This window comes from Streptococcus oralis ATCC 49296 (assembly GCF_000185265.1).
GTDB lineage: Bacteria > Bacillota > Bacilli > Lactobacillales > Streptococcaceae > Streptococcus > Streptococcus oralis_BC.
This window is the reverse complement of the sequence record NZ_GL622183.1, coordinates 829,824-849,175: the sequence shown is the minus strand read 5'-3', so window position 1 is coordinate 849,175 and position 19,352 is coordinate 829,824. Positions and strand designations below refer to the sequence as shown.

The 19,352-nt window shown below is 36.8% G+C and carries 16 protein-coding genes and 1 pseudogene; all 17 read right to left on the bottom strand.

Annotation, left to right across the window (positions count from 1 at the left end):
• Positions 1 to 175: 175 nt before the first annotated feature.
• Positions 176 to 334 (bottom strand): annotated as a pseudogene (locus HMPREF8578_RS12610) (ABC transporter substrate-binding protein); the annotation flags it as partial.
• Between the two features lie 103 nt (positions 335 to 437).
• Complete coding sequence (locus HMPREF8578_RS06450) at positions 438 to 1,490, bottom strand: hypothetical protein (RefSeq protein ID WP_000878657.1); 1,053 nt, start codon at positions 1,488 to 1,490, stop codon at positions 438 to 440.
• A 27-nt stretch (positions 1,491 to 1,517) separates the two neighbouring features.
• Complete coding sequence (gene glf / locus HMPREF8578_RS06445; protein WP_000272508.1) at positions 1,518 to 2,621, bottom strand: UDP-galactopyranose mutase; 1,104 nt, start codon at positions 2,619 to 2,621, stop codon at positions 1,518 to 1,520.
• 13 nt (positions 2,622 to 2,634) lie between these two features.
• Entirely contained in the window at positions 2,635 to 3,633 is a 999-nt protein-coding gene (locus tag HMPREF8578_RS06440) for an acyltransferase (RefSeq protein ID WP_001171483.1), read from the bottom strand.
• A 1-nt stretch (position 3,634) separates the two neighbouring features.
• Positions 3,635 to 5,050, bottom strand: a complete 1,416-nt coding sequence (locus HMPREF8578_RS06435; RefSeq protein WP_000866213.1) for a flippase — start codon at positions 5,048 to 5,050, stop codon at positions 3,635 to 3,637.
• Positions 5,051 to 5,204: 154 nt separating this feature from the next.
• Positions 5,205 to 6,158 (bottom strand): glycosyltransferase family 2 protein, encoded by a 954-nt coding sequence (locus tag HMPREF8578_RS06430; RefSeq protein WP_000470850.1) that lies wholly within the window; start codon positions 6,156 to 6,158, stop codon positions 5,205 to 5,207.
• Positions 6,159 to 6,480: 322 nt separating this feature from the next.
• The gene (locus HMPREF8578_RS06420) at positions 6,481 to 7,575 is read right to left on the bottom strand and encodes a glycosyltransferase family 4 protein (protein WP_000717321.1); all 1,095 of its coding nucleotides are present in this window, start codon (positions 7,573 to 7,575) and stop codon (positions 6,481 to 6,483) included.
• A 7-nt stretch (positions 7,576 to 7,582) separates the two neighbouring features.
• The gene (locus HMPREF8578_RS06415; protein WP_001280057.1) at positions 7,583 to 8,419 is read right to left on the bottom strand and encodes a LicD family protein; all 837 of its coding nucleotides are present in this window, start codon (positions 8,417 to 8,419) and stop codon (positions 7,583 to 7,585) included.
• 89 nt (positions 8,420 to 8,508) lie between these two features.
• Positions 8,509 to 9,726 carry a hypothetical protein gene (locus HMPREF8578_RS06410; RefSeq protein ID WP_000780145.1) on the bottom strand — a complete coding sequence of 406 codons (1,218 nt, stop codon included), beginning with the start codon at positions 9,724 to 9,726 and terminating at the stop codon, positions 8,509 to 8,511.
• 19 nt (positions 9,727 to 9,745) lie between these two features.
• A complete protein-coding gene (locus HMPREF8578_RS06405) occupies positions 9,746 to 10,540 on the bottom strand; it encodes a DUF4422 domain-containing protein (protein WP_002892984.1) in 795 nt (264 codons plus the stop codon).
• Between the two features lie 214 nt (positions 10,541 to 10,754).
• Complete coding sequence (locus HMPREF8578_RS06400; protein ID WP_413470353.1) at positions 10,755 to 11,348, bottom strand: sugar transferase; 594 nt, start codon at positions 11,346 to 11,348, stop codon at positions 10,755 to 10,757.
• A gap of 97 nt (positions 11,349 to 11,445) precedes the next feature.
• Positions 11,446 to 12,129, bottom strand: coding sequence for a tyrosine-protein kinase (locus HMPREF8578_RS06395; protein ID WP_001142498.1), 684 nt, complete (start codon positions 12,127 to 12,129; stop codon positions 11,446 to 11,448).
• Positions 12,130 to 12,138: 9 nt separating this feature from the next.
• Positions 12,139 to 12,831, bottom strand: a complete 693-nt coding sequence (gene cpsC, locus HMPREF8578_RS06390; protein ID WP_000664127.1) for a capsular polysaccharide biosynthesis protein CpsC — start codon at positions 12,829 to 12,831, stop codon at positions 12,139 to 12,141.
• An 8-nt stretch (positions 12,832 to 12,839) separates the two neighbouring features.
• Entirely contained in the window at positions 12,840 to 13,571 is a 732-nt protein-coding gene (cps4B, locus tag HMPREF8578_RS06385; protein WP_000565333.1) for a capsular polysaccharide biosynthesis protein Cps4B, read from the bottom strand.
• A gap of 1 nt (position 13,572) precedes the next feature.
• Positions 13,573 to 15,018: an LCP family glycopolymer transferase CpsA gene (cpsA, locus tag HMPREF8578_RS06380; protein ID WP_000091223.1), complete on the bottom strand. Its 1,446-nt coding sequence runs from the start codon at positions 15,016 to 15,018 to the stop codon at positions 13,573 to 13,575.
• A 191-nt stretch (positions 15,019 to 15,209) separates the two neighbouring features.
• The gene (locus HMPREF8578_RS06375) at positions 15,210 to 17,171 is read right to left on the bottom strand and encodes a peptide ABC transporter substrate-binding protein (RefSeq protein WP_000593537.1); all 1,962 of its coding nucleotides are present in this window, start codon (positions 17,169 to 17,171) and stop codon (positions 15,210 to 15,212) included.
• Positions 17,172 to 17,317: 146 nt separating this feature from the next.
• Positions 17,318 to 19,285: a peptide ABC transporter substrate-binding protein gene (locus HMPREF8578_RS06370; protein WP_000837396.1), complete on the bottom strand. Its 1,968-nt coding sequence runs from the start codon at positions 19,283 to 19,285 to the stop codon at positions 17,318 to 17,320.
• Positions 19,286 to 19,352: the final 67 nt, after the last annotated feature.

Genomic DNA, 19,352 nt, shown 5'->3' with positions numbered 1-19,352 from the left:
TAATTGTACTTTTAATATAACAAATAAAAAGGCAGAAAGCAATAGGAAATAGGTAAAATTCACTAAAATTTTCTCTTTTCTGAAAAATCCTATCTCTAATCATTCAGGGACTTATACCAAGATAAAAAAGGACTTAACCATCATATCGATGGCTAAATCCTTTACTTTTTTAAAGTTATTTCACATGGTTTGCGAGTTCTTCTTGGGCCTTTTTATTTGACTCTTCTTTTTCTTTTAACCATTTTTCTTGAGCTTTTTGGTATTCGTCTGTTGTCTTAGAAGTGTACTTATAGGACTGACGATCGATATTTGTGCCTACTAAATAAGTAGTAGAATCTTGTTGGGTATAATCGTGTTCCTGAACCACCTGCAAGAATAATACCTTTCATAATGAAGTAATCTTTCTAACGAACTGATCAATGAGTAGCTTCAAATTCTTACTTCAATTTAGAAATAGCCGATTTCAGATAATCACCATTTCGAAGCGCTACTCCTACTTGTCTGGCTTTAGCCGACAGTTCCATGTAATCTTGATCTGTCAAATTGTCCAGTGCCTTTTGGAGGTCATGTAGAGAATCAACTGCTATACCACATTGCTTATCTAGCACAAAATGCGCAAGGGCAGACTCTTTCCAAACCACTAGAGGAAAGCCCGAAGCCAAATAAAGAGAAGCCTTGTGGGAGTTGTTAATACGTAAGTAATTTCCGAAAGAACCTTGGCAAGTTTCTGAACTATCACCATCCCACACCAAACCAAAACTACCTTGAAGAGCATTTGGGAGGTCATCTGGCATAAAGGAACCAAAGTAGGTGGTGTTTTTCAATGCACGACTTTCATCGTACCCCATTCCATAGAGATTATAGGCTGGCTGTTCTGGCAAATTATAAAGATAGCCTGATTTTGTTGGAATTAGATTTCCGGCGATGATAATCGCTTCTTCTTTTTGGGGAACACTTTTTTCCTCAAAGTTCGGAATCAGATAGTCAAAAATCTCCAAGCTAACCATTTTATCTGATGGTATGCCTTGAATTGTCAAGGCATTTTTCATGATATCATTATGAACGATAATGCCATCCACTGATGTAAGAGCTGCCTTCTCTTGGAAGTAATTTCTCACTTTATGACGAAGTTTCACTGCTGAATTTCCTACATGACGCAAGGTTTCAATATCATGAATCACAAGATAGAATTTGACCCCTCTATTTTGCGCCTGCTTAATGAGTTGTGAGATGAAAAATGTATGGTGGATAATTGGGAACTGAATCAGCAATTCATCCCCAGATCCCAACTGATCAAAGACAGACTTGAGCGCACGATATTTGTGTTGCTGAGCTTTAAAGAAATTCATCTTATACCAATTCTCAACCTTGAGTTCCAACCCCTTATAACCCTCTGAGACTAGAATAGCTTCCACGTCATTTCGTGCCTTATTTCCTGCATTCTTTTCATATTCATTACTCAGAAATGAATCCTTCAGATAATATTTCACCTTTTCTCCCCTTTATCTGTGATGTTCTTAGATACTTCCTAGTTCTTTCTCTACCACATCCAATGCACGTTCAACAGTTACATGCATATCATAGTATTTATAATCTGCCAAGCGACCACAGAAGATAACCTTGTCATTTTTGGCTGCTTCTTCTTGATACTTAGCAAACATGGCATTGTTTCTCTCATCATTGATTGGATAATATGGCTCATCTCCACGTTTCCAATCAGCTGGATATTCACGAGTGATAACCGTCTTTGGTTGAGTACCATACTCAAAGTGTTTATGCTCAATAATACGAGTATAAGGAATTTCACGTTCTGTGTAGTTAACAACTGCGTTTCCTTGATAGTTTTCCTCATCCAGAACTTCGTGTTCAAAACGAAGACTACGGTATTCTAACTCACCATGTTTATAATCAAAGTATTGGTCAATCATCCCTGTAAAGACAACCTTTTCAGCAGAAGCCTCTAATTCTTGACGATTGGCAAAAAAGTCAACGTCAAGTTCTACTTCTACATCCTTCAGCATATTTTCGATGATAACGTTATAACCCCCAATTGGAATCCCCTGGTAACGGTCGTTAAAGTAGTTGTTATCAAAGGTCAAACGCACTGGGAGGCGCTTGATAATAAATGGCGGAAGGTCTGTTGCAGAACGTCCCCATTGCTTTTCTGTATAGCCCTTGATCAATTTCTCATAGATATCCGGACCAATCAACTTGATGGCTTGTTCTTCCAAGTTCTTAGGCTCAACATCTTTCATGTCAGCCGTTTGCTCTGCAATCTTATCCTTGACTTCTTGTGGTGTCTTAGTTCCCCACATAGCGTAGAAGGTATTCATGTTGAAAGGAAGATTGTAAAGACTCCCCTTGTAGTTAGCCACTGGCGAGTTGATATAGTTGTTAAACTCAGCGAATTGGTTAACATAGTCCCATACTTTTTTATTGGAAGTATGGAAAATGTGGGCACCATACTTGTGGACATTGATGCCCTCAACATTTTCACAGTAGATATTTCCACCGATGTGATCACGCTTGTCAATCACTTTTACTTTTTTACCGCGTTTTGTAGCTTCGTGTGCAAAGATTGCTCCAGACAAACCAGCACCGACGATCAGATAATCGTACATAGTGTTCTCCTTTTTATAATTTGACGATTCGATTGAAGTAAGGAATCTTCATTAACATTCCAACAATAATAAAACTAACACTTAAAGTAAATAGAGCAAAAAGTAAATATGCTCCAACAAAATTAAAACCAAATATCCTTTCCCACAATTTCATAATATAAGTGTGTATTATGAAAACTCCCATTGTTTGATTAGAAAGGAAAACAATCCATTCCTTTCGGTTTTCATTCAACGTAAGCGTGAGGATAGTTAGAAAAATTCCTAGAGTACTGACTTTTACAAATAAAGTATCATAAAAATATTCAGCAAAAAGATTATGGTAAGTATTCTTTGCTAAGAAAAAGAATATAATTGGCGATATCAATACTAAGAGTATGCTAACTATTTTCATCCAGTTTTTAAATCTATATTTGAGGTTGTCTATATTGAATTGCGCTATATAACCACCTAAAAGATAGTAGAAAAACCAAGTCCATAATCTAAAAGTTTGCATAACATGAGTTTGTATAGGCATCTGAAGGAAAATATTTGCTAATTCAACTATAAACCCAATTGCCACCAATAAAGATAGAATGTATACATATTTTCTTTTTGAATTTATAACTGTTTTCAAAACAGGCAAACATAAATAAATAAGAATCAGCGCACCAAAAAACCAAAACTGAAAGAAATACCCTTTTTGTAACAGAGAGCCTACAATTTTTTTAATTGGATTAACCGCAAAGTCTCTTTTAAAGAGCCAAACGATAATGCTCCATGATGACACTGTTATTAGAATCCATTTGACTTTTTGAAGTATGTAAGGATAAGTTATTTCCCTTTTGCCTAACAATAAATAACCATTGACCATAAAAAACAAAGGAATGGAGTAGGTACCTAAATAATATAAATATGCCAAAAGATTCCATGATCCTGTCTCTTTAAATCCGCCCATTGTTGTATGGAGTAAAATGACCCCAATACACGCAAGCACTTTTAATAAATCTAGGCTGATATTCCGATTTTTTTGCATTCTAATTTTTCCTAATAACTTGTTTTAATTCTTTTACATCTACCACTTTCAGAGATAGAATTGCAAAAAGATAAATGATTCCACCAAGCACTGCAAATGCTAGAACATTTAGGGTTGGCGAAAAATGTATAACTGTTTTTGAACCTAGCAGAATGCCATACATGATAGCTGATGCTAGGACTATTTTTGTCAAAGATCCGATAATTGGAACTTCTTTTAGGTATCTACGGGTAAAGTATAATTGTATCGCCCATACTAACGCCTCTGTCGAAACAGAAACAATGGCTGCTCCGATATATCCAAGTTTAGGAAGGAATAGTAAGTTCAAACCTACACTGATAATTGCGGGAGCTGTTGTTGAAATCATGAATTCTTTATTTTGATTGTGAGGTATCAGTATCTGAATTCCCATGATATTGGTCCAACCGATAAAGAACATACGGAAAATCATAATAGCAATTGCATGACGTGCATCCTGAAAATCCTGCCCAAGGAAAAATCTAACAAAATCATCATTGACTATTAAAATTCCTGCCATCATTGGGAAAATCACTAGATTATAAATGAGGAAGGACATCTCATGCATTTTGTTAACCGCTTTGTGATCACCTGTCGCTAACAAATGTGCGACACGAGGCAACATAACGCTTCCCAAGGAAGTTACCAAGGTCAGAAGGATATTTACTAATTTTAGGGCCTGGTCATAAATTCCTACATCTTTTGTAGAAGCTAAGGCTCCAAGCATGGTACGATCCAGCGTAATGTACAAAGAAATAGCTACTTGAGGAAGGAATAATAATATGACCGGCTTTAAATGATGCTTAGCATATTCTATGCTAAAATGAGAACTACCGATAAACTCCCTAGCAGGTAACCACATACTTAGTTGCCCCAAAAGTTCAAATATAGTTAGCAAAAAAACATAGAGATATAGGTCATTTGCAGATTTGACAAAGAGGAAGATTGAAATGACTCCAACGAGTTTAACTGTGATATTTCGAACAGTAATCTTTCGAAAATCTTCTAGCCCTTGAAAGAGCCAGGAAATGTCTAAACCTTTTGAAACTAAACTCAAGCCTAGAATGTAGGCTACCGGATTTTGCATAGAGGGAAGGGTCAGACAAAGAAGAGCATATAAGGACAGAGAAAGAACTGTTGCCCCTAACTGTAGAGAGTAGATACCCCAAAAGTTTTTATTAATCTCATTACGATGTCCTGAAATGACCTTAGTACCATAGTTAGCAACTCCTAACGTCGCTAAGAGAATAAAGTAGGTGACAATGGAATTAAAGTATCCATACATCCCTAAATCATCCGAAGAAAAGACCCGTGTTACATAGGGAGTCGTAATAATCGGAAGTATAATCACCAACAATTGATAAGAAAGATTGTAGGCGTAGTTTTTTAATACTTTCATTTCAAGTCATCCAATTTAGAATTAATCAGTGAAAACAAAAAGTTTGACTGGTCATACTTATAATGGTCAATAATTCTAAAAACTTCTTTCATATTTCCTCTTTCCTACATTTTTTTGACACTTGTTATAAATTAAATTGGATCTATGCACGATACTATCGTAGCAACAAATACAATCTAGGGTTTAACATAAAAATAAGGTATTTTAGTTTTAGTTTCCATGATAACTTATTATTTTTTAACAAGTCACTCATTTCGACTCTCAACAACTCTTTATCTTTTGAAAAATCTTTTAAGCCTGAGTCAGCTTTTGCACCAATTATTACAAAACCACCTAATAATTTTTTAGCTTGCAAAGCTTGCTTTAATTCTGGACTCTGAATGTACTCTCTTTTAATAACTTCCTCATTTTTTGCAACAGCTTCAAAGAAATCATATCTTTTTTCAGTAAATGTTGAACGAACTATACTCCCTTCCCTACGATAGTAATTGTAGGTTTCAAGTGGACTGATCACGATTCTTTCAGCTAAGGCAAGGTGTTCTGCTACAACATAAAAATCCTCATAGATTTTCCCAACTGGAAAAGGGACTCGTTCCAATATACTTTTTTTATAAAGCTTAGCACAGGCAGAAACCGTTGCAACTTTGTCATCCAACATTAGTTCCAGAGCCTTTTCTTTTGTAATCGGAGCCAAATCTTTATAGTCTGAGTCTTGCAATCGATAAGAAGTATAAGCATTATATTTTGAAGTAGCTTTTACCTTGGTTGAAATCAAGTCTGCTTGATGTGTTTCCTGAATTTTCACGATTAACTCTAGCGTATATTCTTCAAGATAATCATCCGGATCTAAAAAGAAAATCCAATCTGAGTTGGCTTTTGCCACTCCAAAATTACGTGCATCAGATAATCCACCATTTTCTTTGTGGAAAACATAGATATTTTCATATTGCTTTGCATAATCTTCGCATAATATGGGAGAATTGTCTGTGGAACCATCATTTACAAGGATTATCTCAAAGTTTTGATAGGTCTGTTTAATTAAGCTTTCTATCGCAAAATGCAGATAGTCTGCAACATTATAAACAGGAACAACGATGCTGATAAACATCTTAAACGCCCCTCTCTTTTTCTTTCTTTTCAGAGTATTTCTTCAAATTCGGATTAAAAACTATTCCAAAAGCAAAGTTAGTCCTATAATCTAAGTAAGACCATCTGTCAAATTTTTTCGTAGGAACGTATTTATATGAGCTTTGCTCAATTTTACTATATAGCTCCTTTAACAACCTTTCCGAATTACTGGCCATCCATGACAACCAGTACTTCAAATTTATTTTTATAATTCGGAAACACTTGTTGAAAAGACTCCAGCCCTTTTAAAATGTAGTCCTGAATATTACAACTGGGCATTACAATTGTTAATAAACAATCCTTCATCTTATCTCATAAATCGTCTCAATTAGTTCAATCCACTGCTTGAGAATTTTTTCCTTATCGAATTTATCCATATTATCCATGGCATGATTGGAGAAGGAACTTCGCAAGTTCGAATCTTCCATCAATTCAAGTATTCTATCACTCATTTTATCGGTATCATAACAATCAATCAGATAACCATTGACCCCATCTTCAACAATCTCATTTGGTCCTGTTGGACATCTGAAACTAACAATTGGGAGGTTGTATTGTTGAGCTTCCAGTAGAACTAGAGGTAAACCTTCATAACGAGAAGTCATGACATAAATCCCTTTATCTCCATAAATCAAATCTTGATTTTTTTCGAGTCCTTTTATAACTAACTTATCCTGTAAATCATTTTCGTTGATTAAATTTCTGATTTTGTCCACTTCATCTTGATTGCCGGAACCGTAGATTTCCCAAGTCCAGTCAGACCTTTTCACAAACACTTTTTTCGCGACTTGAACAAGATAATCAAATCCTTTTTGATAATCAAAACGGCCAACCGTCACGATTTTAGTTGAATTTTTATTATAGGAGATATCTGAAAGAGAAGCCTCTTTCCAATTATAGATGTAGCAAATCCTTTCTTCAGGAACACTGTATTTTTTTATATAATTTTCACGGTCTTCTTGAGTAAGGGTCACGAGTTTATCAGCAAATTTCGCTCCAATATACCTTTGTATCTTCTTAACTTTAGTATCAATATCTACTATAGAATTTGTATGGTCGCAGGAAACAAATTTTGTTTTCAAACCAATTGTGCTTGCTACACCAACTGTATTCATACTCATTCCGATTCCAAAAACAATATCAATGTTCTCTTCTTTCAGATAGTTTCTCAACAACTTGACCGCTTCGAGAAAATTTTTACTCATAGATATTTTCTTTGATGATAAATTTTGATATCGAACCGATTGTTTCAGCGAGAAGAAATTGTTTTCTGTAGAAATCATCGAGAGAAGATGAACTTCATACATAGTTGATAACTCATTTGCAAGGCTGGTTGCTACTTTCAGTCCTCCATCTGTTCTATCGATACTCCATTTCACTAAAGCGATTTTTTTCATCTTTAAACTACACTTCCCCTTCATTTTCACCCAGTGATATAATCTCGTAGTGGTGAAGAGTTCTTTTGTCTTCTGGTGGCAATTGCATATAATCCGCTCCGTAAATGGCTATTAGATATTCTTTGTATTTGCAAGGACAACAAAGTTTAAGATCTTCAAACTGTAATAGGACTGGTTCTCCAAAGTATTCACTCGGTACTATCTCTTTTAATTTGTAAGCTCCCGTATAATTTCCTGCATAAGCTTCATCAAACGAATATTTTTTTATCGTTTGTAAATATTTTTTCTGAGCCCATGTAAAGGAAATAATCTTCTCAATATTAACAGCATTCGCAAAAGCAATAATTATCTTTTCAATGAATGGTCGATTTTCTTTTTTCTGATTCACCAAACTATTGAATTGCGAGAGTTGAACCATCATCCTTGCGTACAAGTATCTCAAAGAATGAATTTTTTTCTTTAAAGCGTTAGAGGGCATACCATCTAGCGGGAAAATGTCTATCCACAAACTTTCTACCAATTCTTCTTTACTATAATTCATGATGATTTTTGTAGAATCATCTCGAATCACAGAGAAAGCTTTTTTATAGTTTAATGTATCTTCGCTTAAAAACTTGTAGTTTTCCCGCAAGACATTTGAAGCTATTTTTTTAAACTTTTCGTAATCTTCTCTCGGCATACCGATATCGATGTCATCATCCCAAGGTATGAAACCTTTATGACGTACCGCTCCTAACAAGGTCCCACCTAGAGCATAGTAGGTTAGGTTATTTTCTTCGCAAATATTAATAAACTCTTTCAAAATAGATAAAATCTTATCTTGAATGATTTTGATATCCGACATACTTTCCTCCTATATAAATAAATCGAAATTAAACCGTCGTCTCAGTCTATGCTCTTTTAAGTTCTCGTTAAATACTTCTTACCATTTCACTATACGATTTTTTCAAACGAACGTCCCCCTTGATCTTCATCGCTTTCATCAGAAAACTGATAATCCGAGTTTATTAAAACACCTACTAATATCCAAAAAATATTGTTATGAAGATAGAAATTCAAATCATCAATCATAGAGTGAAAACTCATTAATATCAAAATCAGAGCAAGAATCCACTGGCGTTTCTTAATGACTTTAAGTAGTGTCAAAGATAGAACTGAGACCATTAATCCCAGGATGAGTAGGCCAAATCTCTGTAAAATTTGGACATACAAATTGTCCACATACAGATAGGTCTGATAGTTTCTAACACCTTCAACAGTCAGACCATTCCCATTCCAGTAAACTGGTCGTCCAAAAAATCCAAAACCATAGAGATTTAAAGATTTATTAGCCAAGTATATCCGACCACCTAACATATGATTCACTTTAAAAAGAAGATCATTGATAAAAGAATGACTTGAATTGAGATAGGTAACGGAGACCCAAAAACTAATAACTGCATTTACAATAAAGGTTGGTTTAAAAACTTTAATCACATATCCTAACTTTGAAAATAGTTTCGGAAACCATTTTATTAACAAACTGCATGCCAGCAATACACAGGAACTATAAAATGTTAAACGAGAATCCGTTTGATCATATACCCAATAAACTGATAGAGCTAACAGTAGCCATTGCCAGTATTGGATTTTGTTTTGCTTTAAATAAAACACAATAGCAACTATATTCATCAGTAAAACCGAAGGAAATAGAGCATATCTAAAGCCTAGGTAGGCCCGTACTCGAGGACCAGAAATTTCTATATAATTCGTTATTATTCCTAATCTTGCGCTTATGATAACAAAAAACAACAAGCACATACTAACGACTAATGAAGTTTTCGCCACCTTCTTAAAGGGAATATCTCGTAAAGTATAAATAAATAATATACTTACAGGAAGTTCTGAACTGAGAGATGTCATTTTCCCCACTATAAAATAAATTAAAATCGTTGCAAACAAACCAATGAGAGTTCTATAATCATATTTTCTCTTAAACGACTCTTTTATAACCAAAAGAAAGAGGGAAAAAGCTATCGCTAATTTATAAACTGTTCCAGGCAGATACCGAGCATAAAAAGTTACATTTAATATCGAAACCGTTAAAAATATCCCTAAAGCAACAAGAGCCAAAAGTTCTGGTACAGATTTTATTTTTAGTACTAATTTCATTCTTATTATTCATCCCTATCTAAAAACTCTGTCCATATTTTTTTCCAAAGAATTTTGCTTGTAAAAAGGACCTCCCTTTTTGAATCAAATCAATTTTTTCCATATAAATGAACGGAATCTCTTTTACCCGCAAATCTTGTTTTGCCAACCAAACATTGAACAAGCGTTCACTGATACGACCAAATAATCTAGCGTCAAAAGCAGAATAGTCTGTAATGTCCAATCTTCTATAGAGTTCATCGATAATTGGGAACAACCATTCACAATAGGCTGCTACATTTTCTTTGGACATGATAAACATATTGAACATATAGCCTCTGCGTTGTTTCATGACCTGATCAAAAGCTTCGATATAATCCGGTCTCAATTCGCTAACAATCTGGCGTGTCACGTCTAAATGATTGGCATCGTGAGTATGTGCATAGTGAGAGTATAGTGTTTCAATATAATATTTCCGTTTTTTAGGAACGACAACATCGTATTTTGACAGAAAGTTTTTTACTTCTGATTTTGAAAGAATAATGTCATCCATACTAATTGCTTCTCTATATGAGTGTCGTTTTGATGTGAAATATCTACGATAATGTACCAATCCAAGATAATCACATTCTAAATTTTTCCAAGCCCAATATAATCCTGTTAATTCACAATAATAAGGATTAAGGTGAGAAATATGAACTCCTTGATTATCTGGTTGATAACCTAAATCTTCCTTACCCTCACTACCAACTTGGATAGGGATATACAAGTCCTTATCCTCTGGCATTTGAAATCGTTTATGTGTTGCAACTATGATTCTATACGTTTTAGACATTTCTATATCCTAATTCAATTCCCTTCATCCATAACTAGCTCAACTACCTTTTAATCAAAATTGTAATCATTCTCTATTAAAAAATATCCAACCAAAATAGATTATCACTAAAACTATCTTGACCCAAAAAGATAAAATTGAATACCAAAGATATCCTTTTTGTATTCAATTTTATCTTTATATATTTCACTTTATGCCGACTCAGTTTGAATTCTCAATGAGCTCCTTCACGGGATAACACTCTTCTAATGGTCAAAAAGAAGATTTTGATATCTAACCGTAAAGACTGATTTCTAGGATAATATAATTCCATCTCACAACGTTCAGGATAATATACTCCGCTCCTACCTGAAACTTGCCATATCCCTGTAATCCCAGGACGAACAGACAATAAAATTTCCTGTTCATCCTCGGTATATTCGTCTAGTTCATTTTCAAGAATTGGTCTTGGACCAATAAGACTCATATCACCTAGTAGTACATTTATAAACTGTGGAACCTCATCAATACTTGTTTTTCTTATAAAATCTCCAATATTTGTAAGTCGTGGATCCTCATTTGGTGGCAATTTATAGCTATTCTTTTTATACTTTTCATAAAGTTCCTTATTCGAAATCAGAATTTCTTCTGCATTCTCGACCATCGACCTAAACTTAATGATTTTAAATTTTTTCCCTCTGAGACCTGCTCTGCACTGTGTAAAAAATATACTTCCTTTGTAACCTTTCATTTTATAGATTACAAAGATGACCAGAGAACAGGGTAAAACTATAAATACCGTTCCAAACAAGCCGATAAATACATCCATAGACCTTTTGAAGGCAATATAGATGATCTTGTTTTGTTTCACCTAAAACTCCCCCTTGTAATAATCCCCTTAGATAATTCTCCAACTACAAGATTCCCTACTTTTTCCCATAGTTCCCATATGCTCCATAGGAGCCATATTTTTCAACTGAAGTATTAAATTTATTTAGAACTACTCCTAGAAATGGTTTGCTTGTTTGTTCGAGTTGTTCTTTAGCTTTTTGGACATCACGACGATTTGTTTCACCAGCCGCAGTTACTAAAACAGAAGCGTCACACTGCTGCGTGATAATCGCCGCATCGATAACAACTCCAATCGGGGCAGTATCTACAACGATGTAGTCAAAGTACTTGCGTAAGGTGTCAATCATGGTCGCAAAATTTTCACTTTGTAACAAAGCTGTTGGGTTTGGTGATACAGAGCCCGCTTGAATGACAAACAGATTTTCAACATTGGTTTCACATAAACCTTGTGATAGGTCTGTTGTGCCTGACAAGAACTCTGTTAGGCCTGTAATCTTTTCACGTGATTTAAAGACACCTGACATGACTGAATTACGGATATCCGCATCGATCAACAGTGTCTTATAGCCTGCACGCGCGAAAGCCCAAGCAATATTGGTAGAAGTTGTTGATTTCCCTTCTCCTGGTTTGACAGACGTAATAGAAATCACTTGCAAGTTATTCCCACTCAATTGTATATTGGTACGAAGGGCATTATAGTACTCTTCTGCTTTTCTTGCCTGATCCAGTTTTTTATGTGCAATCTCTAACGTTGGCATTTTTCTCTCCTATTTCAATTTATCCAAATTTGGAACTACTCCCAATAGTGCAATTTGCAACACGTCTTCAATATCTTCTGGACGTTTCACTCGTGTATCCAAAATCTCAACAAGGAGAACTGTGACAACCATCACAACCGCTCCCGCAAGGAATCCAACCATGGTATTGCGACGAATATTTGGCGAAGATGGCGATGTTGCTGGGCGTGCTTCTTCAAGCGTTGTCACATCCGAAACCCGAGTGACGCTGATAATCTTTTGAGCCGCAACCTCTCTCAAAGAGTTGGCGATACGACTAGCTTCCTCAGGTGCACGGTCTGTAACAGAAATCGATACAATACGCGTATCCACTGGAACTGTTACCTTGATTTTACTAGCTAGACCTTTGGGAGGGAGTTCTAGTTTCAAATCAGTCGTAACCTTCTCTAAAACGTCTTGCGAGAGAATGATTTCGCGATAGTCTTTTACCAAGTAAGATCCAGCTTGCAAGTCTTGGTTGGTCAAACCTGGCTTATCTCCCTGATTACGATTGACCACATAAATTCGGGTCGTACTCGTAAACTCCGGCTTCACAATAAAACTACTGTAGGCAAATGCTACTATCCCTGTCACGAATGCTACCAAAGCAATTAACAATTTTCGCTTCCAAAGGATTTTAAGCAAGTGAAATACATCGATTTCCATCATATTTTGTTCTTTCATTTTTTCTCCTAAATCAATTGATCCATTATTATTTTTCGGGGATTATCCTTAAAAAGTTCCTTAGCCTTATCTCCACTGTATTTTTTGGCAATGATATCATAGGCTTCCTCCATATGAGGAGGTCTGTGATCCAAGTTGTGCATGTCACTTGCTATCACGTGAACCAGATCTCGTTCCAAGAAATACTGGGCTCTCTTTTTCATAAATTTATAGGTTTCTCCGAAGAGTTTTGGTTTCAAAACATGAGAACTATTAACCTGAGTATAACATCCCATATCAATCAGCTCTCGCACGCGCTTTTCATTGTTTTCTAAAGCATCGTAGCGTTCAATGTGGGCAATGACGGGTGTAATGCCTAACATTAGAATATTACTCAACCCCTTATGTATATCCCGATAGGGTGTATTCATACTAAACTCGATTAAAGCATAGCGGCTATCGTTGATGGTTGGGATTAATTTCTTTTCTAACTTCTCAACAACATCCGGCGTATAGTAGATTTCTGCCCCATAGGCAATGATTAGGTCATTCGCAACTTCCTTAGCCATTTCTCGCACCTTCAGAAAGTTAGTTGCGATTTTTTCTTCAGGAGTTTCGAACATCCCTTTTCGTCTATGCGAAGTGGAAACAATTGTTCTCACTCCTTGACTATAGGCCTCTCTAAGAAGTTTTTTACTTTCCTCTATCGACTTTGGACCATCGTCCACATCAAAAACGATGTGCGAATGGATATCTATCATGCTACTTGCCCTCCATCACATCCTTGATAGCAGCTTTCGCAGCGGCCAAACTACTTTCATCAATTTCCATCATGTAGAGGTTACTATCTGGCATAGCGTATGAAGGAAGATCCGTGCGTCCAGTTCCCTTCAAGTCTTGAGAGTTGACTTTGTAGCTCCCACCACTCTCCAATTGAGTATTAACCAGATCCATCATGGTTTCCAAAGGCATATTGGTCTGAAGAGAATCTTGCAATCCCTTGATGATGTTATCGTAGTTTTTTAAAGCCTCAGTTGACGTCAACTTCTGAATAATAGCTACAATAACCTTTTGTTGGTTCCGACCACGATCTCGATCTCCATCTGCTAGAGAGTAGCGCTCACGGACAAAACCAAGAGCCTGCTCAGAGTCTAAATGAACATTCCCAACAGGATAATACTTCCCGTTAGTATGTGCTGTAAACTCCTGATCATTATAGACATCAATTCCACCTAAAAGGTCAATTAACTTCAAGAAAGAGGTAAAGTTTAAGCGCACATAGTAGTTAATATCCACACCATAGAGATTTTCCAAAGTATGAATCGACGAGTCCACTCCATAAATACCAGCGTGGGTCAATTTATCCTTTTGATTATTTCCCCCATCCGCAATCGGAACATAAGAATCTCGAGGCGTTGTAGTCAGAAGGATTTTCTTGGTATCTCGGTTCACAGTCATTAGAATATTCACATCTGAACGAGAAACGGAACTAATCGGACCATAGGTATCAATACCACTCACATAAATATTGAAAGCTTTATTCTTCGATATCTTTGGTGCCGCAACATCCTTAGTTAATTGTTTTGTATAGATTTTTTTGATTTTTGAAGCATAATCTGGATACTCTGCTTCAATGATATTTTCAAAGACACTATTTAAGACAATTGCTTTCGTTTCGCCAGAAAGCAGACTCTTATAAGCTGCCAGATAAGAAGTACTCTGTTCAACTGTAAAGTCTTTACTCTGTGTCGTCTTAATATCCGCCACCAACTTTTGGATATTATCATTATCTGTTTCAGTCGGACCTGTTACACTATCCAACTGGGTCACATTATTGATTTCACTATCTTTCAAAACGACCACACTCATCGAATACTCTGAGTAGTTTGAGGTCGCATTGATATGATTGGTAAAACCGACAAACTGTTGCAAAGCATAAAGAGAAACGGAGCTAACTACGATAGCAAGTGTCAAAAAGAAAACCGTAAACTTCTCGGCTTTTTTATACACTATCAGGAGGATTGCAATTACAGCAGAAACGAGAATAAGAACCGCCGTAAGGATATTGAGGTATCGAAAAGCTAGGATATTATGTTTGAAAATTAAGAACAACAAAAAACCACTCAATAACAAATAAATGGTTGCTAAAACTATATTAATATTTCGTTTTACATTCCCTAAACGAGCTCTCTTTGAACGTCTACTCATTATAATCCCCTATACACGTTAATAGTTATAAATATTATATCACAATCATGATGGAAATTCCATCCATCCTTGCTATTTTCAGCGTTTTCATTCGCTTTTGTTCTCTTAAGTTGCTCTCAAATATGGGCAAAGTTCCGAATGCCATTCTGCACAAAAAGACAAGGCGCTCAGGGGCAACCTTGTCTATAATCTTATTTAACGTGGTTTTCAAACTCTTTTTGGCTCTTTTCGATAGCCTTTTTACTTTCTGCTTCCCACTTAGCCTTGGCTTCGTCAAATTGTTTCTTGGTAACAGGGTCTTTTTGTAATCTCATGTACTTATAATTATTTCCGTCACCCTTGATACCTACTAGGGAGTAGGCACGTGTAAACGGAGTTACTTTAGTTACAGAGGCTGTACCACCATTTGACATAGCAGACATGACTAGAGAATTGTCAATCATCCAAGCTTGCGCTTCAGCGTATTTTTCATAACGCTTAGCGACATCTTTGTTCTCTGCATCTGCTTCTTTCAGGAATTGTGTATAGGTATCGAGCCCCAAACTCTTAATGAGCTCTTGGTCTTCCTTGGCATCAAGACCAAAAATTTTGAGATAGAAGCCAGTTTCAGCATTGAAGGGGTCTAGATAAGTTGATGGATCCTGGTAATCACCAACCCAACCATCAAAGTTTAGGTCGTAGTCACGAGCTGCTGGATTTGGTGCTAGAAAGGCAACATTTCCAAAGTCATCTGTAGAAAGCTGTTGAACATCAATGACGATATTGTCAGAACCTAGTACTGTTTCAAGGGTTTGTTTAACCGAGTTCATACCAGAAACCGCGTTTTTATTCGTCTGATCAACAGGGACATCCAAATGGATTGGGAAAGTCACGCCTTGGGCTTCCAATTCCTTTTTAGCTTCCGCAAATTTTGCTTGGGCCTTTTCCTTGTTAAAGTAGGCATCTTGAGCATCTGCCAAATTGATACCTGACCACTCAGTTCCGTAGTTCACAAGCTTAGAAGCTGTTACTTCTCCAAAGGTCTTATCTCCCACCTGAACAAATGTTGGGGGAACCAGAGTATTACGAAGGGTTTTGCTCGCTGCTTCTTCACCGTTAGATTGAGCAGAGTAGGCTGTTCGATCAATTCCAAAGTTGATAGCCTGACGGAAATTTTTATTTAAGATAGCTGTTTGAGCTGATTTCTTTTGTTCGTCCGTTGTTTTAGCGGTATGATTATAGGTTTTGCGGTTGACGTTAAAGTTAAAGTACCAAGATGTCTTGTCTTGTAAGCTATAGACGATATTGTCTTGGTATGTTTCTTTTGTCTTAGCATAGTTCGAACTATTTGGATAGACTCCTGCAATCGAGTAAGCACCACTTTCAAAGTTTCGAATGGTCATCTCCTGATCTGACCCATCAAAGTAGGCTAACTTAACTTTTTCAATGGTTACTTTATCATGGTCATAATAGTGTGGATTCTTCACATATTCGATCGAAGATTTTGATGTGAAATCTTTTAACAGATATGGACCATTATAAAGGATACTATCTGGTGTCAAGGTACCAAAATCTTTATCCTTTGATTTCAAGAACTCTTCGTTGACTGGGAAAAGGATACTATTGGTTGTCTTTGAATTCCAATACGGTTCTGGTCGAGTCAAAGTGTACTCGACTGTGTAATCATCCAAGGCTTTGACACCGACAGTTGAAAAGTCATTGGTCACACCCGTCACATAGTCATTCAATCCCTTGATTGAATTTTGGATCAGATCCATGGCTTGCCCCTTGTTGTCAGCGGCATATTTGATTCCAGTGACAAAATCCTGAGCTTTAACTGAAGCATATTCCTCACCATCAGCCGTATACCACTTGGCATCTTTTCTAAGCTTGTAAGTATAGGTCAAACCATCTGATGAAATAGACCAATCCTCCGCAAGAGCAGGTACGAGGTTCCCATAGCTGTCATTTTCTAACAAACCATCTACAAGATTGGTAATAACGGCAGTGTTATCTGCATAATAATCTAGGAGATAGTTAAAAGTTGTTGGATTCGCACTAAATGTTGATGAATAAGTGCTAGTATCTGTGTTGGACTGTCCACATGCAGAGAGCAAAATCCCTGTCGCTAAGACAAGACCTGTCCCGATTAGTCTTTTTTTCAGTTTGATCATCATTCACTCCTTTATGTCAGTTTTTATAACATAACCATATTTTATCAAATTTATTCAAAAATGTAAAGTTACTGCCTTTATGACAACTGGTGTCTAAAACAAAAAAGGGAGCACAGTTTCCTGCAACTTCCTTTTCTGTTTATAGATTACTTGACGTGTTTTTCAAGTTCTTTTTGGTATTTGGCATTTGTCTCGATTTTTTCTTGTTGCCATTTCTTGAAGGCTTCTTCGTATTCTTTTGCAGTCACAACGTCATTTTGCAACTCCAATCCTTTGAATACAAATGGGTCTCCCTTGATCCCGACTTGAGAGTAAGCTTTTGTAAATGGTACAGTACGGCTAACCGTTGGAGAACCACCTGAAGAAGCAACTGGGATTAAAAGTGAACTATCCGATACCCAAGCTTGAGCTTTAGCGTATTTTTCATAACGCTTATTAAGGTCGCTGGTTTCAGCTGCAGCGTCATCCAAGAGTTTCTTGTATTCGTCCAGTCCAACTTGAGCCATCACTTCTGGATCTCCTCCGCGCTTGATCCCCAAGTGTTTAAGGGCAGAACCCTTCTTGGCATCAAGAATGTTGAGGTAGGTAGCTGGGTCTTGATAGTCTGGTCCCCAACCAGTTCCGTTCAAGTCATAGTCTTTTTGGGATGGAACCTTGGCTTGAGACGTAATGCTCATTTTTTCATTATCTGTCATTTGAAGGACATCAACAATGACATTTTCAGTACCAAGTGATGATTCGATAGACTGCTTGAGTGAGTTGGTTTGTTGAACCGCGATTACATCTGTTTGTTCAACCGGGATATCCAAATGGATTGGGAAGGTAACCCCCTTGGCTTGCAATTCTTCCTTGGCTTTAGCAAAGGCTGCCTTAGCTTTTTCAGGACTGTAAATCGTATCCTTGCCATCTGTAAGGGTTACATCTTTCCACTGGTCTCCATATGAAACGAGCTCTGCCTGTGCCAACTCTCCAAAGGTTTTTTCACCCACTTGAACGTAGTCATGTGGCACTAGGCTGTTACGGATAATCTTGTTCGCACCTTCTTCACCATTCAACTGAGCAGTGTAAGAATGACGATCAAGAGCAAAGTTCAGCGCCTGACGGAAGTTCTTGTTGAGAAGAGCTTCTTTCGTTGAAGTTTTTTGAGCCTCGTCTGTTTTGGCTGTTTTATTATAAGATTGGCGGTTTACGTTAACAGTGAGGTAGTAGCTAGTCGCTTCTTGTGGACTGTAAACAATCTTATCTCCGTACTCTTGTTTAGTTGACTCAAAATTTGAACTTGTTGGGAAGAGACGGGCAGTTGTATAAGAACCTTGTGTAAAGCTACGAATCAAGGATTCTTGGTCTGATCCATCGTAGAAAGTTAGTTTAATATTGTCAATCTTGACATTGTCCTTATCCCAGTAGTTTGGATTCTTTTCATATTCAATGACTGATTTTGAAGTCAATGATTTCAAGAAATAAGGACCATTATATAGGATACCTGATGGGGTTGGTGCACCGTAGTCGCTCCCTTTAGAATTCAAAAATTCTTCATTAACTGGGAGCATGGTTGCAGTTGTGACCTTAGAGTTCCAGAAACTTTCTGGTTTGTTGAGCGTGTATTCTACCGTGTAATCATCAACAGCCTTAACTCCTACGGTAGAGAAATCATTGCTCTCACCACTAACATACTCTGCCAAACCTTTGATAGAATCCTGAATCAAAGAAAGACCATCTGATTTTCCATCAGCAGCATGTTTAAGCCCAGTAACAAAGTCTTTGGCCTTAACTTCAGCGTATTCTTCTCCATCAGAAGTATACCATTTTACACCCTTACGAAGTTTGTAGGTGTAAGTCAAACCATCCTTTGAAACAGACCAGTCTTCTGCAAGTGATGGAATTAAGTTCCCATACTTATCATTTTCCAAAAGACCATCAACAACGTTTGCTATAACGTCAGAGGTTGAGCTCTTGCTCGTCACACTATAGTCCAAAGAAGATGGATCCATAGCGTAGACATAAGAGAATGTTTTGGGAGCATCCGCTTTCTTTTCACTTTGCCCACAAGCAGTTAACAGTAGAGCTGCACTCAAAACAGCACCTGCTCCTAAGAGCCACTTTTTCGATTTCATAAGTAATCTCCTTAAAGATAGTGTTTTCACCATTATACCCTATTTTTTAATAAAAGCAAGGACTTTC